At 39.8% G+C, this 17,347-nt stretch carries 20 protein-coding genes; 13 read left to right on the top strand and 7 right to left on the bottom strand.

Annotated elements, in window-relative coordinates:
* Positions 1 to 158: 158 nt before the first annotated feature.
* The 3 genes from treP (at position 159) to treR (ending at position 4,075) form a co-directional block, all read left to right on the top strand.
* Positions 159 to 1,562 carry a PTS system trehalose-specific EIIBC component gene (gene treP / locus I5J82_RS17725; RefSeq protein WP_198769132.1) on the top strand — a complete coding sequence of 468 codons (1,404 nt, stop codon included), beginning with the start codon at positions 159 to 161 and terminating at the stop codon, positions 1,560 to 1,562.
* Between the two features lie 81 nt (positions 1,563 to 1,643).
* On the top strand, positions 1,644 to 3,332 hold the full coding sequence (treC, locus tag I5J82_RS17720) for an alpha,alpha-phosphotrehalase (RefSeq protein ID WP_198769131.1): 1,689 nt from the start codon (positions 1,644 to 1,646) through the stop codon (positions 3,330 to 3,332).
* 26 nt (positions 3,333 to 3,358) lie between these two features.
* Complete coding sequence (gene treR / locus I5J82_RS17715; protein ID WP_198769130.1) at positions 3,359 to 4,075, top strand: trehalose operon repressor; 717 nt, start codon at positions 3,359 to 3,361, stop codon at positions 4,073 to 4,075.
* A gap of 271 nt (positions 4,076 to 4,346) precedes the next feature.
* Here the strand turns inward: treR and I5J82_RS17710 are convergent, their stop codons facing one another.
* On the bottom strand, positions 4,347 to 4,817 hold the full coding sequence (locus I5J82_RS17710) for an NUDIX domain-containing protein (RefSeq protein ID WP_198769129.1): 471 nt from the start codon (positions 4,815 to 4,817) through the stop codon (positions 4,347 to 4,349).
* Between the two features lie 158 nt (positions 4,818 to 4,975).
* Here I5J82_RS17710 and nhaC point away from each other — a divergent pair, with 158 nt between their 5' ends.
* The 3 genes from nhaC (at position 4,976) to I5J82_RS17695 (ending at position 7,936) form a co-directional block, all read left to right on the top strand.
* The gene (gene nhaC, locus I5J82_RS17705; protein ID WP_198769128.1) at positions 4,976 to 6,370 is read left to right on the top strand and encodes a Na+/H+ antiporter NhaC; all 1,395 of its coding nucleotides are present in this window, start codon (positions 4,976 to 4,978) and stop codon (positions 6,368 to 6,370) included.
* A gap of 117 nt (positions 6,371 to 6,487) precedes the next feature.
* Positions 6,488 to 7,021, top strand: a complete 534-nt coding sequence (locus I5J82_RS17700) for a helix-turn-helix domain-containing protein (RefSeq protein WP_198769127.1) — start codon at positions 6,488 to 6,490, stop codon at positions 7,019 to 7,021.
* Positions 7,022 to 7,147: 126 nt separating this feature from the next.
* Entirely contained in the window at positions 7,148 to 7,936 is a 789-nt protein-coding gene (locus tag I5J82_RS17695; protein ID WP_198769126.1) for a phosphatidylserine decarboxylase, read from the top strand.
* A 193-nt stretch (positions 7,937 to 8,129) separates the two neighbouring features.
* On the opposite strand, the gene I5J82_RS17690 is transcribed toward I5J82_RS17695, so the two are convergent.
* From I5J82_RS17690 to I5J82_RS17680, 3 genes are read right to left on the bottom strand one after another with little or no spacing between them, the layout of a single operon-like run.
* Positions 8,130 to 10,025, bottom strand: a complete 1,896-nt coding sequence (locus I5J82_RS17690) for a PTS fructose transporter subunit IIABC (protein WP_198769125.1) — start codon at positions 10,023 to 10,025, stop codon at positions 8,130 to 8,132.
* 15 nt (positions 10,026 to 10,040) lie between these two features.
* On the bottom strand, positions 10,041 to 10,958 hold the full coding sequence (pfkB, locus tag I5J82_RS17685) for a 1-phosphofructokinase (RefSeq protein WP_198769124.1): 918 nt from the start codon (positions 10,956 to 10,958) through the stop codon (positions 10,041 to 10,043).
* Positions 10,955 to 11,707 carry a DeoR/GlpR family DNA-binding transcription regulator gene (locus I5J82_RS17680; RefSeq protein WP_198769123.1) on the bottom strand — a complete coding sequence of 251 codons (753 nt, stop codon included), beginning with the start codon at positions 11,705 to 11,707 and terminating at the stop codon, positions 10,955 to 10,957. The genes pfkB and I5J82_RS17680 overlap by 4 nt, the downstream gene beginning before the upstream one ends.
* 163 nt (positions 11,708 to 11,870) lie before the next feature.
* On the opposite strand from I5J82_RS17680, the gene I5J82_RS17675 reads away from it, so the two are divergent.
* Together I5J82_RS17675 and I5J82_RS17670 are read left to right on the top strand one after the other, a co-directional pair.
* Complete coding sequence (locus tag I5J82_RS17675) at positions 11,871 to 12,698, top strand: AAC(3) family N-acetyltransferase (protein ID WP_198769122.1); 828 nt, start codon at positions 11,871 to 11,873, stop codon at positions 12,696 to 12,698.
* A 56-nt stretch (positions 12,699 to 12,754) separates the two neighbouring features.
* Positions 12,755 to 13,138, top strand: coding sequence for a YggT family protein (locus tag I5J82_RS17670; RefSeq protein ID WP_198769121.1), 384 nt, complete (start codon positions 12,755 to 12,757; stop codon positions 13,136 to 13,138).
* A gap of 317 nt (positions 13,139 to 13,455) precedes the next feature.
* Here the strand turns inward: I5J82_RS17670 and I5J82_RS17665 are convergent, their stop codons facing one another.
* Positions 13,456 to 13,797: a DsrE family protein gene (locus tag I5J82_RS17665; RefSeq protein ID WP_198769120.1), complete on the bottom strand. Its 342-nt coding sequence runs from the start codon at positions 13,795 to 13,797 to the stop codon at positions 13,456 to 13,458.
* A gap of 119 nt (positions 13,798 to 13,916) precedes the next feature.
* Between I5J82_RS17665 and I5J82_RS17660 the strand changes: the two genes are divergently transcribed.
* Entirely contained in the window at positions 13,917 to 14,660 is a 744-nt protein-coding gene (locus I5J82_RS17660; RefSeq protein ID WP_066391059.1) for an AIM24 family protein, read from the top strand.
* A gap of 94 nt (positions 14,661 to 14,754) precedes the next feature.
* Here I5J82_RS17660 and I5J82_RS17655 read toward each other — a convergent pair whose 3' ends face one another.
* Positions 14,755 to 15,297 carry an Hsp20/alpha crystallin family protein gene (locus I5J82_RS17655; protein WP_198769119.1) on the bottom strand — a complete coding sequence of 181 codons (543 nt, stop codon included), beginning with the start codon at positions 15,295 to 15,297 and terminating at the stop codon, positions 14,755 to 14,757.
* A gap of 11 nt (positions 15,298 to 15,308) precedes the next feature.
* Entirely contained in the window at positions 15,309 to 15,527 is a 219-nt protein-coding gene (locus tag I5J82_RS17650; RefSeq protein WP_066391061.1) for a spore germination protein, read from the bottom strand.
* Between the two features lie 161 nt (positions 15,528 to 15,688).
* Between I5J82_RS17650 and I5J82_RS17645 the strand changes: the two genes are divergently transcribed.
* The 4 genes from I5J82_RS17645 to I5J82_RS17625 all read left to right on the top strand — a co-directional run bounded on the left by I5J82_RS17645 (position 15,689) and on the right by I5J82_RS17625 (position 17,343).
* Complete coding sequence (locus I5J82_RS17645) at positions 15,689 to 15,910, top strand: spore germination protein (RefSeq protein WP_066391062.1); 222 nt, start codon at positions 15,689 to 15,691, stop codon at positions 15,908 to 15,910.
* Between the two features lie 55 nt (positions 15,911 to 15,965).
* Positions 15,966 to 16,592: a spore germination protein GerPC gene (gene gerPC / locus I5J82_RS17640; protein ID WP_198769118.1), complete on the top strand. Its 627-nt coding sequence runs from the start codon at positions 15,966 to 15,968 to the stop codon at positions 16,590 to 16,592.
* Positions 16,593 to 16,747: 155 nt separating this feature from the next.
* The gene (locus I5J82_RS17630; protein WP_198769117.1) at positions 16,748 to 17,143 is read left to right on the top strand and encodes a spore germination protein GerPE; all 396 of its coding nucleotides are present in this window, start codon (positions 16,748 to 16,750) and stop codon (positions 17,141 to 17,143) included.
* Complete coding sequence (locus I5J82_RS17625) at positions 17,140 to 17,343, top strand: spore germination protein GerPB (protein ID WP_066391066.1); 204 nt, start codon at positions 17,140 to 17,142, stop codon at positions 17,341 to 17,343. Before I5J82_RS17630 ends, I5J82_RS17625 begins: the two co-directional genes overlap by 4 nt.
* Positions 17,344 to 17,347: the final 4 nt, after the last annotated feature.

The raw sequence follows: 17,347 nt of genomic DNA, 5'->3' as shown, positions 1-17,347 counted from the left end.
TAAATTAATTTTGTAAGATGTATATACAAGTTTCGTTTTATGAAAACGCTTAGACACATTATAGGAATGAACCAGTTTTCATCAACTGATAGGTAAGGGTATAGAGTTATATAACTTTTTTTTAGGTGAAATGGAAACGGTTTCTAGGAGGGAACAGAATGAGCAAAATACGCGAATCAGCTGAACAAATCGTCGAGGCACTTGGCGGTAAAGAAAATATATCAGCAGCTACTCACTGTGTGACGCGCCTTCGTCTTGCTCTTAAAGATGAAGGAAAAGTAGACGAGAAGGCTCTAGAGAATATTGATCTCGTTAAAGGATCGTTTTCAACAAACGGCCAATTCCAAGTCGTAATTGGGCAAGGAACGGTCGACAAAGTGTACAACGAGTTCATTGATATCACAGGTACAGGCCGTGCGTCTAAAGAAGACATTAAGGATGAGGCGAGTAAGAAGCTCAATCCACTACAACGAGCGATCAAAGCGTTAGCAGATATTTTTATCCCAATTCTTCCTGCGATCGTAACAGCAGGTCTATTGATGGGGATCAACAATATTCTGACTGGCCCAGATATTTTTTATGATAAGAAATCATTCATTGATGTTCATCAGAACTGGGCTGATCTAGCTGGAATGATCAACTTGATCGCGAATACGGCTTTCGTGTTTTTACCAGGTCTGATCGGTTGGTCAGCGGTTAAAAAGTTTGGTGGAAGTCCGTTACTTGGTATCGTTCTTGGACTGATGCTTGTCCATCCAGATCTTTTAAACGCATGGGATTACGGAAAGACAAAAGATATTCCAACGTGGAACTTATTTGGTCTACCGATTGAAAAAGTAGGTTATCAAGGTCAAGTATTGCCTGTTCTAATCGCATCTTACTTTTTAGCGAAAATAGAACTTTTCTTGAAAAAACGCATACCAGATGCGTTACAGCTCTTATTGGTAGCACCAATCACATTATTAGTAACAGGATTTTTAGCGTTTATCGTTATCGGACCGATCACGTTTACGATCGGTAACAGCATTACAGACTTTTTCGTATCAATCTTTGATAACTTTGCCTGGTTAGGCGGATTGATCTATGGTGGGTTCTACTCATTGCTTGTTGTTACAGGTATGCACCATACGTTCTTAGCGGTCGACTTACAACTCATTTCAAATACTGGTGGTACATTCTTATGGCCGATGCTTGCTCTATCAAATATTGCACAAGGATCTGCTGCACTTGCGATGTTTGTAGCATCACGAGATGAAAAGCTTAAAGGACTTGCTGGAACCTCAGCGTTATCAGCATACCTCGGAATCACTGAGCCAGCGATGTTCGGAGTGAACTTACGCTTCCGTTATCCATTTATCTTCGCGATGATTGGTTCAGCGATCGCTGGAATCGTGATTACAGTTGCTGGGGTTCGTGCGTCATCTATTGGAGTAGGTGGTATTCCGGGATTCCTTTCCATCTTGCCAGGAAGCTGGGGTTCATTCTTTATTGGAATGGGAATCGCACTTGTCGTACCGTTTGTATTAACGTACCTTTATGCAAAAGTGAAAAAATCGAAGTAAGACAATTAAACAAAAACGACCGGAATCGCAATAATTTTTTCCGGTTGTTTTCATTACTAAAATATATTTGGCGGTGAAAGTATGAAGAAGGAACCTTGGTGGAAACGATCCGTTGTGTATCAGATCTATCCAAAGAGCTTTAACGATACGACTGGGAACGGAACAGGCGATATCGACGGAATCATTGAGAAGTTAGATTATCTAAAAGATTTAGGAGTAGACGTTTTATGGCTTACTCCGATCTATGACTCTCCTCAACGAGACAATGGATATGATATTCGGGACTATTATAAAATCTTTGAAGATTATGGAACGATGGAAGATTTTGATCGTTTGCTTCATGAGGCACACAAAAGAGATTTGAAGATCATTATGGATATCGTTGTAAATCACACAAGTACAGAGCATGAATGGTTTCAACAGTCGCGACTGTCAAAAGATAATCCATATCGTGATTTTTATATTTGGAAAGATCCTGTTGAAGGTGAGGAGCCCTCAAATTGGGTTTCAAAATTTGGTGGTTCAGCTTGGAAGCTTGATGAGAAAACCGGTCAATACTACCTCCACTTATTTGATGTGACACAAGCTGATCTGAACTGGGAAAACACAGAAGTTCGCCAACGCGTTTACGAGATGATGAACTATTGGTTTGAAAAAGGGGTAGACGGCTTTCGTTTAGATGTGATCAATTTAATCTCAAAAAATCAAGATTTCCCTACTGACGATGGCTCTATAGCACCAGGAGACGGACGGAAATTCTACACAGATGGCCCACGTGTGCATGAATTTATGCAAGAGATGAACAAGGAAGTATTCTCAAAATATGATGTCCTCACAGTAGGTGAGATGTCATCCACAACGATCGATAATTGCATCAAGTATACGAATCCTGAGCGGAACGAATTGAGCATGACGTTCAACTTTCACCATCTAAAAGTCGATTATCCGAACGGTGAAAAATGGAGTATTGCCGACTTTGATTTTCAAAAATTAAAGCAAATTCTTTCGACATGGCAAGTGGAGATGCATAAAGGTGGAGGGTGGAACGCATTATTCTGGTGTAACCACGACCAACCGCGCATCGTATCCCGTTACGGCGATGACGGTGAATACCGTGTACAATCCGCAAAGATGCTGGCGACTACGATTCATATGATGCAAGGAACACCTTATATTTATCAAGGCGAAGAGTTTGGGATGACCAACCCTAAATTTACAACAATCGATCAGTATCGTGATGTAGAGTCGTTGAACATGTTCAATCTTTTAAAAGAAGAGGGTTATTCCGAAGAAGAAGTACTCGAGATTCTTAAGCATAAATCACGTGACAATTCTCGCACTCCTGTTCAGTGGAATGGTAGTGAAAATGCTGGGTTTACGACAGGGGAACCTTGGATACCAGTTGCGTCAAACTTTAAAGAAATAAATGCTGAGGCAGCCGTAAATGATGAAAACTCTATTTTCTATCATTACCAAAAGCTCAATAAATTAAGAAAAGAACTAGATGTTATCACATATGGTGATTATCAACTAATCTTAGAGGACCACCCTGAAATATTTGCTTATGTTCGTAAAGCTAATAACGGTGAGAAACTTCTTGTCGTGAATAATTTCTATGGTAAGAACACAGATTTTGAATTGCCAAGATCCATTGATCTTACAGGGCTTTCTGCAGAAGTTTTAATCAGCAACTATGAAGGAACACCAGAAGATTTTTCTTCCTTCTCCTTACGGCCGTACGAATCTGTCGTTTTTCACTTAAAAAAATAATGCTACACTATATATGGTGAGTAATGATGAGAAAAAATAAATTTCAAGAAATCTATCAGGAAATATCTACTCAAATTCAAGAAGGTGTCATAAAAGCTAATACTCAGCTTCCATCCGAACATGATTTAGCAAACCAATACGAGACCTCTAGGGAAACGGTCAGAAAGGCACTAAACCTTTTATCGCAAAATGGTTTTATTCAAAAAATCCGTGGTAGAGGATCAATCGTCCTTGAGACAAACAAATTTAGTTTTCCTGTCTCGGGATTAGTAAGTTTTCAAGAGTTGTCAGAGACCATGGGGAAAAACAGTGTAACGACTGTTCATGAGTTTGGTTTGATTGAGCCTGATGAGTTTCTTCAACAGCAGCTTCAGTCAGAGCCTGAAGAGCTTACTTGGAAAGTGATTCGATCACGACAGATTGATGGAGAGACCATCATTTTGGACAAGGATTACTTTTTGAAAAAATACGTACCAAAGCTCACGAAAGAAATTGCTGAACAGTCCATCTACTCATATTTAGAGGATGAGTTAGGACTGAAGATCAGTTTTGCAAAAAAGGAAATTGTCGTTGTAGATTGTACAGAAGAAGATAAAGAGTTGTTGGATCTTGGTACTTTTGAACATATTGTCGTTGTAAAAAACTATGTATACCTTGAAGATGCTAGTCTCTTTCAATACACAGAATCGCGCCATCGGTTAGATCGATTCCGATTTGTGGATTTTGCAAGGCGGGGAAGATGAATATTTGAAGCAGTAAAAAACACACGAAAACGCAGAGGAAATGAATATCCCTCTGCGTTTTTATTTTCTACAACCCATTTGGACCATCACCGCTATTCCAATTGCTACCTACTTCCCCTTGCCTTACGCTAGGGTCGACACTACGGGTATGGTTATCACTTCTTTTCTTTCTTCTGTAATCTATGCTAAAAGATAATACTAAAATTAGGATGATAAAAAGCAGCAGCCACCACAAAGCAAACTCCCCCTTATAAAGTTTTTTTCTTAATTTCTAATTTATATCTCCAACATAAGTAAGTTTACTGTGTTTCAAATGGCTCATCTCTTTAATCAATGGAATGATCTCTTTGGGATAGTAATTATAATCTGATAGTCGATCAATAGGGAGCCATTCGATTTCTAGTTGAGTAGAATCTGGAGAAAGCGGTTGAAAGTGTTTCGGGACCTTCTCTAAGGAAGCTTCAAAGATGTGCTCTACAATATGTATTCGGTCCTCTTCTTTTTGATTCTCAACGTGATTTTTGCTGATGAATTCCCGAACCCACAACAATGGACCAACTTCTACCTGTACGCCAAGCTCTTCCAAGCATTCTCTGATCACGGCGTCAGTTAAAGTTTCATTAAACTCCTGTCCTCCACCCGGTATAACATATTTCATTTCTTCTTTATTACCCTTTTTTATTGTTAACACATGATGATTATGAATGATTAATACTTTTACTGAACTTCTAATCTTTTTCAAATGTCTCAGCCTCCAAAAGGTTCTCTTCTTTAATTTACCATGTCTGTAATGTTGACAGCTTCTGTTAAGTTCGTTAGTATAAGAACAGTCACCAACACGCTTCAACGCGTAAAAGCGTTTAAGTGAATAAGTGGAAGAAGATGAACGGAGAGATTTACATGAAAAAACAAATAAGTTTACCGGTGGCTCTTGGATTGTTTACAATGATTTTTGCTGTTATGTTCACGAGTCTCGTATATATAAAAGTAGAACCGCATATTCCATTGTTAGCCTGCTTGATCTTATTAGGAGCAGTTGGTGCTGTTTTTGGAGCACCGTGGAAGACGATTGAAAAAGGAATATTAAATGGTATCATAGCTGGATTGCAGCCGATTATGATTCTTTTAACAGTAGGACTTGTTATAGCAAGCTGGATGTTAAGTGGAACGGTTCCTACATTATTATTTTATGGAATGGATATTATTCAGCCTGAATGGTTTGCAGTAAGTGCACTCATTATTACTGTCCTTGTTTCATCTTTTACAGGAAGTTCTTTTACAACGGTTGGTACAGTGGGTATAGCATTGATGGGGATTAGTCACGTGCTTGGCGTTAACCCTGCATTAGCTGCAGGAGCTATTGTCTCTGGCGCTTGTTTCGGAGACAAGATGTCGCCTTTGTCTGACTCAACGAATTTCGCACCAGGTGTAGTGGGAGTAAATATGTTTGAACATATTCGACACATGATGTGGACAACGGTCCCGGCATTCATCCTAACTGCAATTGCTTTTTTCGTTCTTGGTGGAAGTGGAGGTAATGCCAACCTTCAAGAAATCAAAGAGATTCAATCAGTGCTTTCAAGTGAGTTCCCAATCCATCTATTAACGCTAATATCGCCAGTTGTAGTACTTGTTCTGGCGTTTCGTAAACTGCCAATCATACCTATTCTTTTAGCTGGTGTGACAGTGTCAATCATCGTTGGATTTTTCTTAGTACCTGACCTTACTCTGCAAAAAGTAGTTAATACCATGCAGAATGGTCTGCAAACACAGACAGGGAATGAAACAGTTGATACCATCGTTAATAAAGGTGGATTAATGTCTATGATGTGGTCGATCTCTCTTGTCCTGATTGCACTAGGATTAGGCGGAGTCATCCAAGCCTTAGGAATGTTTGATCTATTGTTTGGGGCTATAAAGAACACCACTCAAAAAGCGAGTAAGCTAATTGCAACTACTCTAGCATCTTCTGTAGGAATCAATTTACTAGCAGGAGAAATGTACCTTTCTATCCTGTTGCCAGGTCAGGCGTTAAAGGACGCATATATTAAATCTGGGGTTCCACTAAAGAACTTATCTAGAACGGTAGAAGATGGAGGTACACTTGTGAACCCACTCGTTCCTTGGAGCGTGAGCGGTGCATTCTTTACATCAACACTTGGTGTATCGGTTATTGACTATATTCCTTACGCTTTATTCTTATGGCTGTCCCCAATGTTTACTCTCCTTCTTGCTTATACAGGTTGGAGCATCGGTCAAAAGACAGATTCATTTGAAAATGATACTGCAGCATAATGATATAGAGGGCGTTAAAGAAGCATCTTTATGGGGTGCTTCTTTTTATTTTGACAAATTTAAGATATAACATTATCATTATCGATAACAATAATAAAAAAAGGATGATTCTGTACCATGCAAAGCAAAGCAGATTTTATCTTACATCCTGTTCGAATGAAAATTATACAGCAGCTTTCCAAAGGTCCCGCTACCGTAATGGAATTAAAAGAATGGGTAACTGAAGTTCCTCAAGCCACACTATACAGGCATTTAAATCTACTTAGTAAAAATGAGATCATTTATGTGATTGAAGAAAAAAAAGTCCGTGGTGCTGTAGAGCGTACGTATGCTATGAATCAAAATTCAACATACATTACCGCTGAAGAGGCAGCAAACTTATCAAAAGAAGAACATATGAAAATGTTTATGACGTTTGTATCAAATGTTACGGGCGAAGTGGAAGCATACTTGAACGGGAATACGAATCTTAAAACAGACATTTTTGGATATAACCAGTTGGATATTTATTTAAATGATGAAGAGTGGGAAGAACTGAGTCGGGGAATGCAAGAAATCATCGGTAAATATGTGCCAAACAGACCTTCACAAGATAAGAAGAAGGTTAAACTCGTTCAGATGTTAGTACCTGAACCTAAGAAGAACGGTTGAGGAAAGGTAACGCTGATATATTTTGTAGAATGCTTTATACTGTATTTATAACAAAATAATCCCAAATATAATAACCGTTATCAATAATGATAACATTCATATTAAATAAAAGTTAGGTGATAGAGTATGAACATGACCAAATTTTATAGAAATCTATTTGAATTGAACGGCCATCCAGTCGTGGCGCGTTCATTAAAAAAATTTGCACAATCTAAAGCAAGTAAACCTTTCATTCCTTCATTCGTGAAACTTTATAAAATAAACATTAACGAAGCAACTCGCGAGTTAAAAGAATACCATTCACTTCACGATGTGTTTATTCGTGATTTAAGAGCTGATGCTCGCCCAGTTCCATCAGAAGCTAATGCATTTGTGAGTCCTTGTGACGCTGTGTTATCAGTAGTGGATCACCTTACTGAAGAGAGCCGTTTTACTGTAAAAGGACAGGAATATACGGTGGCTGAGTTGTTAGGCTCTGAAACGGAAGCAAAAAAATACAGTGGAGGACAAGTATTTGTTTTCTATTTAAGTCCTACTGATTACCATCAAGTCCATGTTCCAGTGGATGCTGAGGTTGAGTCTGTTTACAAACTAGGACGAGAAGCAGCCCCAGTCAACGAACTTGGACTGCGTCATGGACTGCGCCCTTTAACACGTAATTACAGACTAGTTACTCAAATGAATGCAGGTGGTCAACCTCTTGCACATGTTATGGTCGGTGCTTTAAATGTAAACACGATTGAACGTACGAATCATGAGTCTGTTGTAAAAAGAGGAGATTCGTTTGGGTATTTCTCGTTTGGCTCTACTGTTGTTTTATGTATTCCAAAAGGTGCTTTGAAGTTTACAGGTAAAAAAGGCAAAGTTAAAATGGGTGAGCTTCTTGGAGAATGGATACCGAGAGAAGTTAAATAACATTGCAAGTAGGTTGATCTCCGCTCCAGGTTGCTCGCTTTCCATGGTGGAGTCAGCAACCTTACGCTCCAATCAACTTGCATGGGATGAAAAAAAGAGCTATTTCAAGCTTAGAAGCTACCAAAAAAGGATAAAACTTCTCGTCATCGCGAGTTGGTTTTATCCTTTTTTGTTTCATTTATTTGTTCTCACATCAAGCTGCGAGTTCTTTTTTGTCTTCTTGAACTTCTTTTTTCAGCATACCAGCAATAAATGCGGTTACGATTGAACCGATCAGGATCGCTAGTACATATAGCAGTGGATTTCCGTTTACGATTGGAATAACGAACGCGCCTCCATGAGGAGCTGGAAGTCCGATACCGAATACCATAGATAAAGCACCCGCTACAGCGGAACCAATGACAGCTGCTGGAATTACACGACCAGGATCGGCAGCTGCAAATGGAATAGCTCCTTCAGTAATAAAGGAAGCTCCCATAATGTAATTTGTCTTACCTGCTTCTTGCTCGGCTTTTGTATATTTCTTTTTAAATAATGTTGTTGATAGTGCGAGTCCGAGCGGTGGAACCATACCACCGGCCATAATGGCTGCATGAGGTGCAAAGTTACCTGCATCGATCATCGCAATACCAAATGTAAATGCTGCTTTATTGATAGGTCCACCCATATCAACAGCCATCATTCCGCCTAAAATTAAACCTAAGAATACGAGATTTCCAGTTCCCATGCCTTTTAACCACAACGTTAATGCGTCGTTCAATGCTTTAACGGGTTCAATCACAATGAACATCATAATCAGACCGGTTAGAAGAATGCCGAATAACGGATAAAGAAGAACAGGTTTGATTCCTTCTAATGATTGAGGTAAGCTGCTAAACAACTTTTTTAAACCAACAACAAGATAACCTGCTAAGAAACCAGCGATCAGTCCACCAAGGAAACCAGCTCCGCCTGAAGCGGCCATAAATCCTCCGACCATACCAGGTGCAAATCCTGGCCGGTCCGCAATGCTCATCGCAATAAAACCTGCTAAAACTGGGATCATAAGTGCAAACGCGTTCCCGCCACCTATCGTGCTCAGTGCTTCAGCGATCGGATGGTAAGAAGGATCTTTCGGATCAGCCGCATTAATGCCGAAAATAAACGAAATAGCGATTAGAATTCCTCCACCAACAACGAAAGGAAGCATGTTGGACACACCGCTCATCAAGTGTTTATAAAAGCCAGATCTTCCTGGTGAATCGGATTTCTTATTATCAACAGTGGTATCTCCGTTACTTCTATAGATCGGAGCATCTTGATCCAATGCTTGCTGAATGAGCTGTTGAGGCTTTCGGATTCCTTGAGCAACTGGAACTTGAATTACGTGTTTGCCGTTAAAACGCTCCATCTCAACTTGTTTATCTGCAGCGACTATAATCGCATCAGCTTCTTCAATTTCCTCTTTCGTAAGAGCGTTTTTAATTCCACTCGAACCGTTTGTTTCAACTTTTAAATGAACGTCCATTTCCTTCGCTTTTGCTTTTAATGCATCAGCGGCCATATACGTATGAGCAATTCCTGTAGGACAGGCTGTAACTGCTAGTATTTTTCGTTTAGAAGAAGAGGAGGTTGGAGCTTCATCTTTTTCCATCTCTTTTTCTTTAACATCAATCGCATCTAAGATCTCTTTTTCTGTTCTAGCAGATTCAAGTTTCGATCTGAAATTAGGATCCATTAAAAAGCTAGAAAGTCTAGAGAGTGTTTCTAAATGGTCGTTGTTAGCGCCTTCATAAGCGGCGATCATAAAGAACAGATGCGCGTTTTGACCGTCTAGAGATTCATAGTCGATACCGTCTGTTGAACGGCCGAAAGCGATAGCAGGTTCACTTACAGCATTCGTTTTTGCGTGTGGTATGGCGATTCCTTCACCGATCCCCGTGGTACTTTGACTTTCTCTCGCTAAGATCGCTTCTTTATAAGCTTCTTTATCATTTAGTTTTCCAGCTGTATTCAATTTCCCAATTAATTCATCTATTACGGCTTCTTTGGATTGAGACTGTAAGTTTAATAAGATTGTATCTTTTGTTAATAAATCCGTGATTTTCATCATCATTCCTCCTCGTTATCGTGTTACTTCTTCTATAACGATCTGTCTAAGTAAAGATTCCACCTGTTCCAACGTGCACAAGTCTTCTGAAAATGCAGTGGCACTGCCTGAGGCAACTCCGTATTGAAATGCGGTCGAGAAGTCACGCTCCTGAATGATCTGAGAAAGAAATCCTGCTACAACCGAATCACCAGCACCTACTGAATTTTTAACGGTTCCGACCGGTACGTTTGATAAGAGAACGGTGTCTTTGTTGAGAAAGATAGCTCCGTCTCCAGCCATAGAAACGATGACATTCTGTACACCGGCTTCTAACAACTTTTTGCCATAAAAAATAGCATCTTCTTTTCTGGTAATGTTTGCTTGAAAAAGTTCTCCCAGTTCATGGTGATTTGGTTTGATCAAAAAGGGCTGAAACGATAACGTCTTGCGCAGTGCTTCTCCAGCTGTATCAATGACGGCATGTATCCCTTTTTCATTACATTTTTCAGCAATCACTGCATAAAAATCATCTGAGATCGATGGTGGAATGCTTCCTGCAAGAAGGAGGAAATCACCTTCGCTCATGTTGTCGATCTTTTGAAGTAATTTCTGTTGATTTTCTATAGAGATAGAAGGTCCTAGACCATTAATCTCTGTTTCTTTATGAGACTTCAGTTTCACATTAATTCTTGTAACTTCTGAAACATTTATAAAATCATGAAGAATTTGCTCTTCTGTTAAGAAGTCTTTTATAAAAGAACCAGTAAAGCCACCTGTGTAACCGAGTGCAGTACTTTCGATTCCAAGATGCTTCAGGACGCGTGAAACGTTAATGCCTTTTCCGCCTGGATACACAAAAGTATCTGATGTGCGGTTTAAATGTCCTTCTTTAAAATCCTCAACTCGAGCCACATAATCGATGGATGGATTGAGTGTGCAAGTATAAATCATGGTGTCACAACCTTTATTTCTGTCTTGTCTTGAAAGTCATAGATGACGTCTTCATCATTTTCGTTCGTTATAATGATAGCCTCACTCAGTTCAGCTACTTTAGAGAACGAAGTCTCATTAAACTTAGTATGATCAGCTAATATGAATGCTTTTTGTGAAAGGGAGATTGCCAACTCTTTTACTGCTGCCTCTTCAGGATCTGGTGTAGTGAAACCAGCCTCGATGTGAATTCCGTTCATTCCAAGAAACACCTTGTCAAACCGATAGGAACTCAAACTTTTAATCGCGCTGCTTCCGACAAGTGCTTTCGTTTTAGACTTAACGAGTCCACCTATTAAGTACGTTTTAATATTGTGCTCACTCAAGGCTTCAAGGTGAGAGATGGCATTCGTTACAACTGTGATATCTCTGTCCTTTAGATGAGGAATCATCTTTAGTGTTGTCGTACCTGCATCAAGATAGATACAATCTCCAGTCTCGACTAAATCACAAGCATATTGAGCAATTCGTTCTTTTTCTAAAGAGTTTCTATCTGATTTTTCAATTACGCTCAATTCTTCGCTTTTTTGGTGAGTAAGGGAGGCACCACCATGTACACGTTTTAACTTCTTTTCTTTCTGCAACTGACTGAGATCTCTGCGTATTGTAGATTCAGAGGACGCTGTTGCTTCAACAAGTTCTTGTATGGTTACTACTGATTTTTCGCCTAATACTTCAATGATCTTACGATGTCTTTCAGGTGTAAGCATCCTGACACCTCCAAGTGTTCTCTATCTTTGACAACATTGTAACGTAAGCCCTTACATTTTTCAATCAAAAACAACCAAAAGTAATCAAAATCAATCGTAACCAAAGTATTCCATCTTGGTTTGGTATAATGAAGATACATATAAATCTGAAGGTGTGACAAACATGAGTAGTCCAGAATTACATACAGATTATCCGAAAACGAGGGTGTCTTTGGCAGAGGATCTTCGGCTACTAGGACTGAAAAAAGGAATGACCGTTATCGTTCACTCTAGTTTGAAGTCACTAGGTTGGGTAGTAGGAGGACCTGTGGCAGTTGTGCAAGCGTTAATGGACGTTATAACAGAAGAAGGAACATTGATTATGCCTTCCCATACGGCTCATTATTCTGATCCAGCAGGATGGCTGAACCCTCCAGTACCAAAGGATTGGTGGCCAACAATAATAGAAGAGATGCCTGCATTTGATCCAGCTGTAACACCAACATATTTTATGGGAGCGATTGTAGAAGCATTTCGCACGTTTCCGGGTGTTTTAAGGAGCAATCATCCAACAGAATCTTTTGCTGCATGGGGTAAAAATAAAGAAACGATCATAAACGATCATTCAGTGGATTTCGGTTTAGGGGAACAATCACCTCTTGGGAAAATATATGAACTTCAGGGTCATGTTCTTCTGCTAGGTGTAGGCTATGATTCGAATACCTCCATGCACCTTGCTGAACATCGTATCCCGTCACCGAAGACAGAACAAAATGCAGGTCCTTATTTTAGCAATGGACAACGAGTATGGAAGTCGTTCACTCAAATTTCTTACCGAGAAGAATTGTTCGAAGAGATTGGGGAGGTTTACGAGCGAAATAGTTATCCTGTCAAAAAAGGAAAAGTAGGGATGGCTGATTGTCAATTGATTCCACAGAAAGAACTGGTGGATTTTACGGAGAAATGGCTATGTCAGTATGATCAAAGTAATAAACCGATTGAGCATGCTTAATGTTGTGAAAAGAAGGGTATGTTTAGTAGCAAATCCAATGAAATGAGGGAATTGCGATGAGGCGTTCCGTTCCAGCCACAATTATTTCATTCATAGTCGGTATCATTCAGCTAATCTTAATTTTACGTTTTATTTTTCAACTGTTTAATGCAAATGAAGGAGCAGCTTTCGCACAGCTCATATACGGACTGAGCCAACCGCTTCTTTTACCATTTGCAGCGATTTTTCCAAACATCGAACTAGCCAATGGATTTCTGATCGAATTGTCTACGATTGTTGCAATCATTGTGTATGGTGTAGTCGGCATGCTGCTGAAAAGGCTATTCTCAGTAAGAAAGGCAGATCACGTTCATCGTGAAACGGTTATTAGAGAACAACCAGTATTACGAGACGAGGCAACGACTAGAGAAAAGAGAATCATACGAGAAGAAAAAAGATAACACTAGAAAACGTACACCTGCAAGTTAGGTGTACGCTTTTTTAATGCCTCGAAAATTTGTAGAAAAAAGAAGATGGAAAGTAGATACTCTTCTTTTTTTCTTAAGGATTGGGCTATTGAATCTTTTACCCACTGCAAGTTGATTGGAGCGGAAGGTTGCCGACTCCTGCGGGACAAGCGGTCAGGTGAGACCCTTAAGGGCGCAAAGCGGCAAGGGGCTCACCGCCTGCCCCGCGGAAAGCGAGCAACCTGGAGCGGAAATCAACCACATTCAAAACCCACGATAAACACTAAAAAGGAAGTTTGAAAACTTTTATATTATGCAATCGTAATAACTTCATATGTAGCAGAAAGCTCTACAAAGTGTGCCATGCCTGAAATTTCTCCAGCAGCAAGCTCAGTTTCTACGTTATAGTGATCCACACAAGTTTTGCAGGCGAATACTTTAACGCCTTTTTCTTCAATTTCTTTAAGATGCAACGAACATAGAGACTGTTCTGTGAGGCAATATACGCCACGATTCATGAAAAAAATCGCAGCTGGAAGATCGGATTGCTGTTTTAAAACAGTAAAATACGTTTCCATTACGTTTTCTCCAAGAGCAGGATCATTGCCAGTACCAAATGAGTCAGTTGTTACAAGAATGATTTTATTTTGCACGTCTAATCACGCCTCTCTCTTATTCTTTTGGCGTTAGCCAATATCTTTGTGTGAATTATACCACGCTTTGTTTAAACAAAGTCAGAGTTTGTTATGCTAGGAAGAGGAGGATGATGGTTATGAATGAATCTCTTTTTAACGTTATTGAAAAAGAAGAAGGACGTCGAGCAACATTTGAAGTCCTTGAATATAAGCAGTTGCCTGTTACAAGTGCAGGTTCAAGTTCTTCGTACTACGCCAAAGAAACGGGAATATCGTTAAAACAAGTTCGGATCACATTGCGCCAAGGAGCTGTTCAAGCTGAGGCGGGAGCATTGCAGTTTATGAAAGGTGATCTAGGACTAAAAAGCAATGCAGGTGGAGTTGGAGGATTCATGAAGAAGATGGCTTCCAATATATTAACGGAAGAATCTCTGTTTAAACCTTTGTATGAAGGAACGGGAGAAATCTATTTAGAGCCGTCATATGGTCATTATTTATTGTTGAACTTAAATGACGAAGAAGTTGTTGCTGATCGCGGAATGTTTTATGCAGCAGAACCATCTGTGCAATTAGGAGTAGCCAGGCAAAAACTAACTTCTTCTATAAAAGGAGAAGACGGACTGTTTCAAACGAGATTAAGAGGCTCTGGCTTTTGTGTGCTTCAAAGTCCTGTTCCGCTTCAACAGATTATGAAGATACAGCTTCATGATGAAAAACTGCAAGTGGATGGCAATTTTGCGCTATTAAGAAAAGGGGATATCGATTTTTCTGTAAAACGAGCTTCCTCTTCAATCATCGGATCTGCGACAAGTGGAGAGGGTTACCTGCACGTTTTTGAAGGAACTGGCGAGGTTTGGATAGCACCTACATTAGGAAGATAAACGAAAAGCTGACAGGAAAGGTTGAACACATCATCCTTTTCTGTCAGCATTTTTTATTGAAGTAAAAGTACATAACGAAAACGAAATGCTGCATCTATTCTTCAAACTGCCCGTCGTTCGTTGTTACATCAGCTGTGTTGGTGACGTTCATGCTGTTCTCAGCACTATTGCCACTCTGGTTAGTAACGACTTCTATAGGCACAGTCGGATTCATCACTTCTCCGCCATTTTTGTTAACGGATATGGTTAAGATGCCATTCGTATATTGAGCCTTAACATCTTCATTTCGAAACATAAAAGGCAATTGTACGAACCTCTCCGTTCGTTTCATGGACTTTCTTTGTTGAAAATGCCCCGTTCGTTTGTTTTTTGTTGACCGTATTTCTTCGCGCTGTGCTTTAATCTGAAGTCCTTGATTGAGGATTTCAATCTGAAGGTCTTCTGGGTTATAGTCTTTTAGATTTGCACGAATCTTGTAATCGTCTGTTGTCTCTTCTGTATCCACTTCAAACGACATCTGGTCTGCAAATTTCTCAAACTGATTGAGCCCTTTGTTGACGTATTGATCAAAAGAATTTAGCCAGTCATCCATAGAACGGTTATTAAAAAAAGGCATCAATGGACCTTTGCCTAACATCTTTATACCTCCTAAGCATTGCCGGCATTATTAGAATCGAAAATATCAGGATCTAAAGTGTTTGTTGCGTTAACTACGTTTGTTGTTTGTATAAAATTCCCTGTGTTTCCTCCGCCAGAGCCGTTGTATCCTTTGCCTGTTGATTTGGGATTGATGACGAGCGTATCGCCAAAATTCACTACCCCTTCTGCCGCATTAATATTAATAGGAGCTACAATTAAACAGGGCACTTTTAGCACCTCCCTTTTTCTAAAAAGTTACGATTGTGACGTCGTCCTTTACAAATAAGTTATGTAGGTAGAAGCCTAAAGGTGAATGAGACCGTTTAGGCACAAAAGAATGGGCGGATGCATATCATGTGAGAAGTACTTGAAAGTGGGGATGAACGTATATGCCAGCAATTGTGGGATCTGTATCAGTAAACTCCATATCGAGCGGTAGCGTTTTTCATGTGGGAGACGTCCAGACCATATGCCCCGTCAGTTACGCAAAAACGTATGCAGGGGCGGGATCTTTCAATACAGGGGATAATCTTCGTCTAGAGAACGGCTATAATGTAACGTTTACACAAGATCCTGATGTAAATGACAGTAACGCAGCAGCAAATTTTTAAACGACAAGCAAATTCCTTAGGTAGTAGGCATACATCTAACTAAGGAGTTGATTGTATGAATGAAGAGAGCAACTATTACTTGAGCAAGCTACAACAGATGATTCTCGATCAAAATGATAAGATAAGAGACTTAGAAGATCAGATAAAAGCATTAAAGAAACAAGTGAGTGATCTATCGTCCCAACCTCAAAATGTAGAATATAAGTTTGATCAATTAAAGATAGAAAAACTTGAAGGTACCCTACACATTGGGCTCGGGTCTTCGGCTGATAGTAAAGACTTGATCGAACAGTTCAATATTGGTCAGAACACCCTTCAGATGCCAGGAAAGATGGAACGAAGTACGATCGAAAATCCAAACTACCGAGAGATGATTCAAGTGATGGATGGCTTTTTCGAGAAAGAAGCTCCCGTTTATTTACAATCACTTGAAAGTAAAATGAACATTCCGTTAGATGAACCTTATCGAATCTTCATATTAGAAGATGTACAGCGTCAAGTTCCAGGAAGAATCAAACACTATCTCACCAAATATGAGCCTAAAGACGAACGGGGCAGAAGAGATATCATTCAAAAAACAAAAGAGGACATCTATCGTGGCATCGAAACTTTTATCGTGCATTTGAGAGATTCTAAGTCTACTGGAGGGGATGAGAGTGAAATTTTGCGTAACCAATCATGAGTTATATGTCGGAGAGATTCATATCATTGGCGTGGGGCTGTCATCAGTCGTATTAATTGGAGATACAGATTGCATCAGCTTGGGTTCTGCCTTTGACACACCTCCTGAATCGTTGGTTTTAGGCACATCACTCGTTCCCCTATAAGAGGTGAATTATGTATCGTACATCTGTCGTAGACTGTGTCAACTTAAACTCTCTTGCAAACTCAGGTGTACTGCAAACAGGAGATACTGACAAGATCAATAGCTTTTCTGCAGCACTAGCGATTCAGAGAGAAAGTACAAAGTTTGGAACGTTCAATGTTCCATACAGCAAATACAAAGTGTTTTCACAGCCGGTATTAGTTCCTGTGTGTCCCATGTATAAGGTAAAACACACGTATCATGCGAACCCCTACATTAGAGTTGGGAATATAGATATTCTTGGGGTGTCCAGTTCATCGATTCTTCATATTGGATCGGTTAATGATATAAAGCTTCAATCTCGTGTTAAGCATGTTCGAAATTTTTTAACTAATCCTAATCCGGAAAGTGAGGAGGAGGAATCATGAACCTTTTCGTTAGTCAAACGATCGTTATTCAACAGATAAGAGTGGATGGCATACAAAACTCATCTGTGCTCCAAATAGGAAGCGCCGGGGTTATACAGCCGATATCGCAATTATTTAACACAGGCGGTTTTACAGGTCCTGCCCCTCAGATTCCGGATCCGGATACTGCTCCTTCTGTTCCTTTAGGGCCGCCTTCATAAGAGG

This window comes from Fictibacillus halophilus (genome assembly GCF_016401385.1).
GTDB lineage: Bacteria > Bacillota > Bacilli > Bacillales > Fictibacillaceae > Fictibacillus > Fictibacillus halophilus.
Note: the sequence above shows the minus strand (reverse complement) of the source record. Positions and strands in the feature narration are given on the sequence as shown.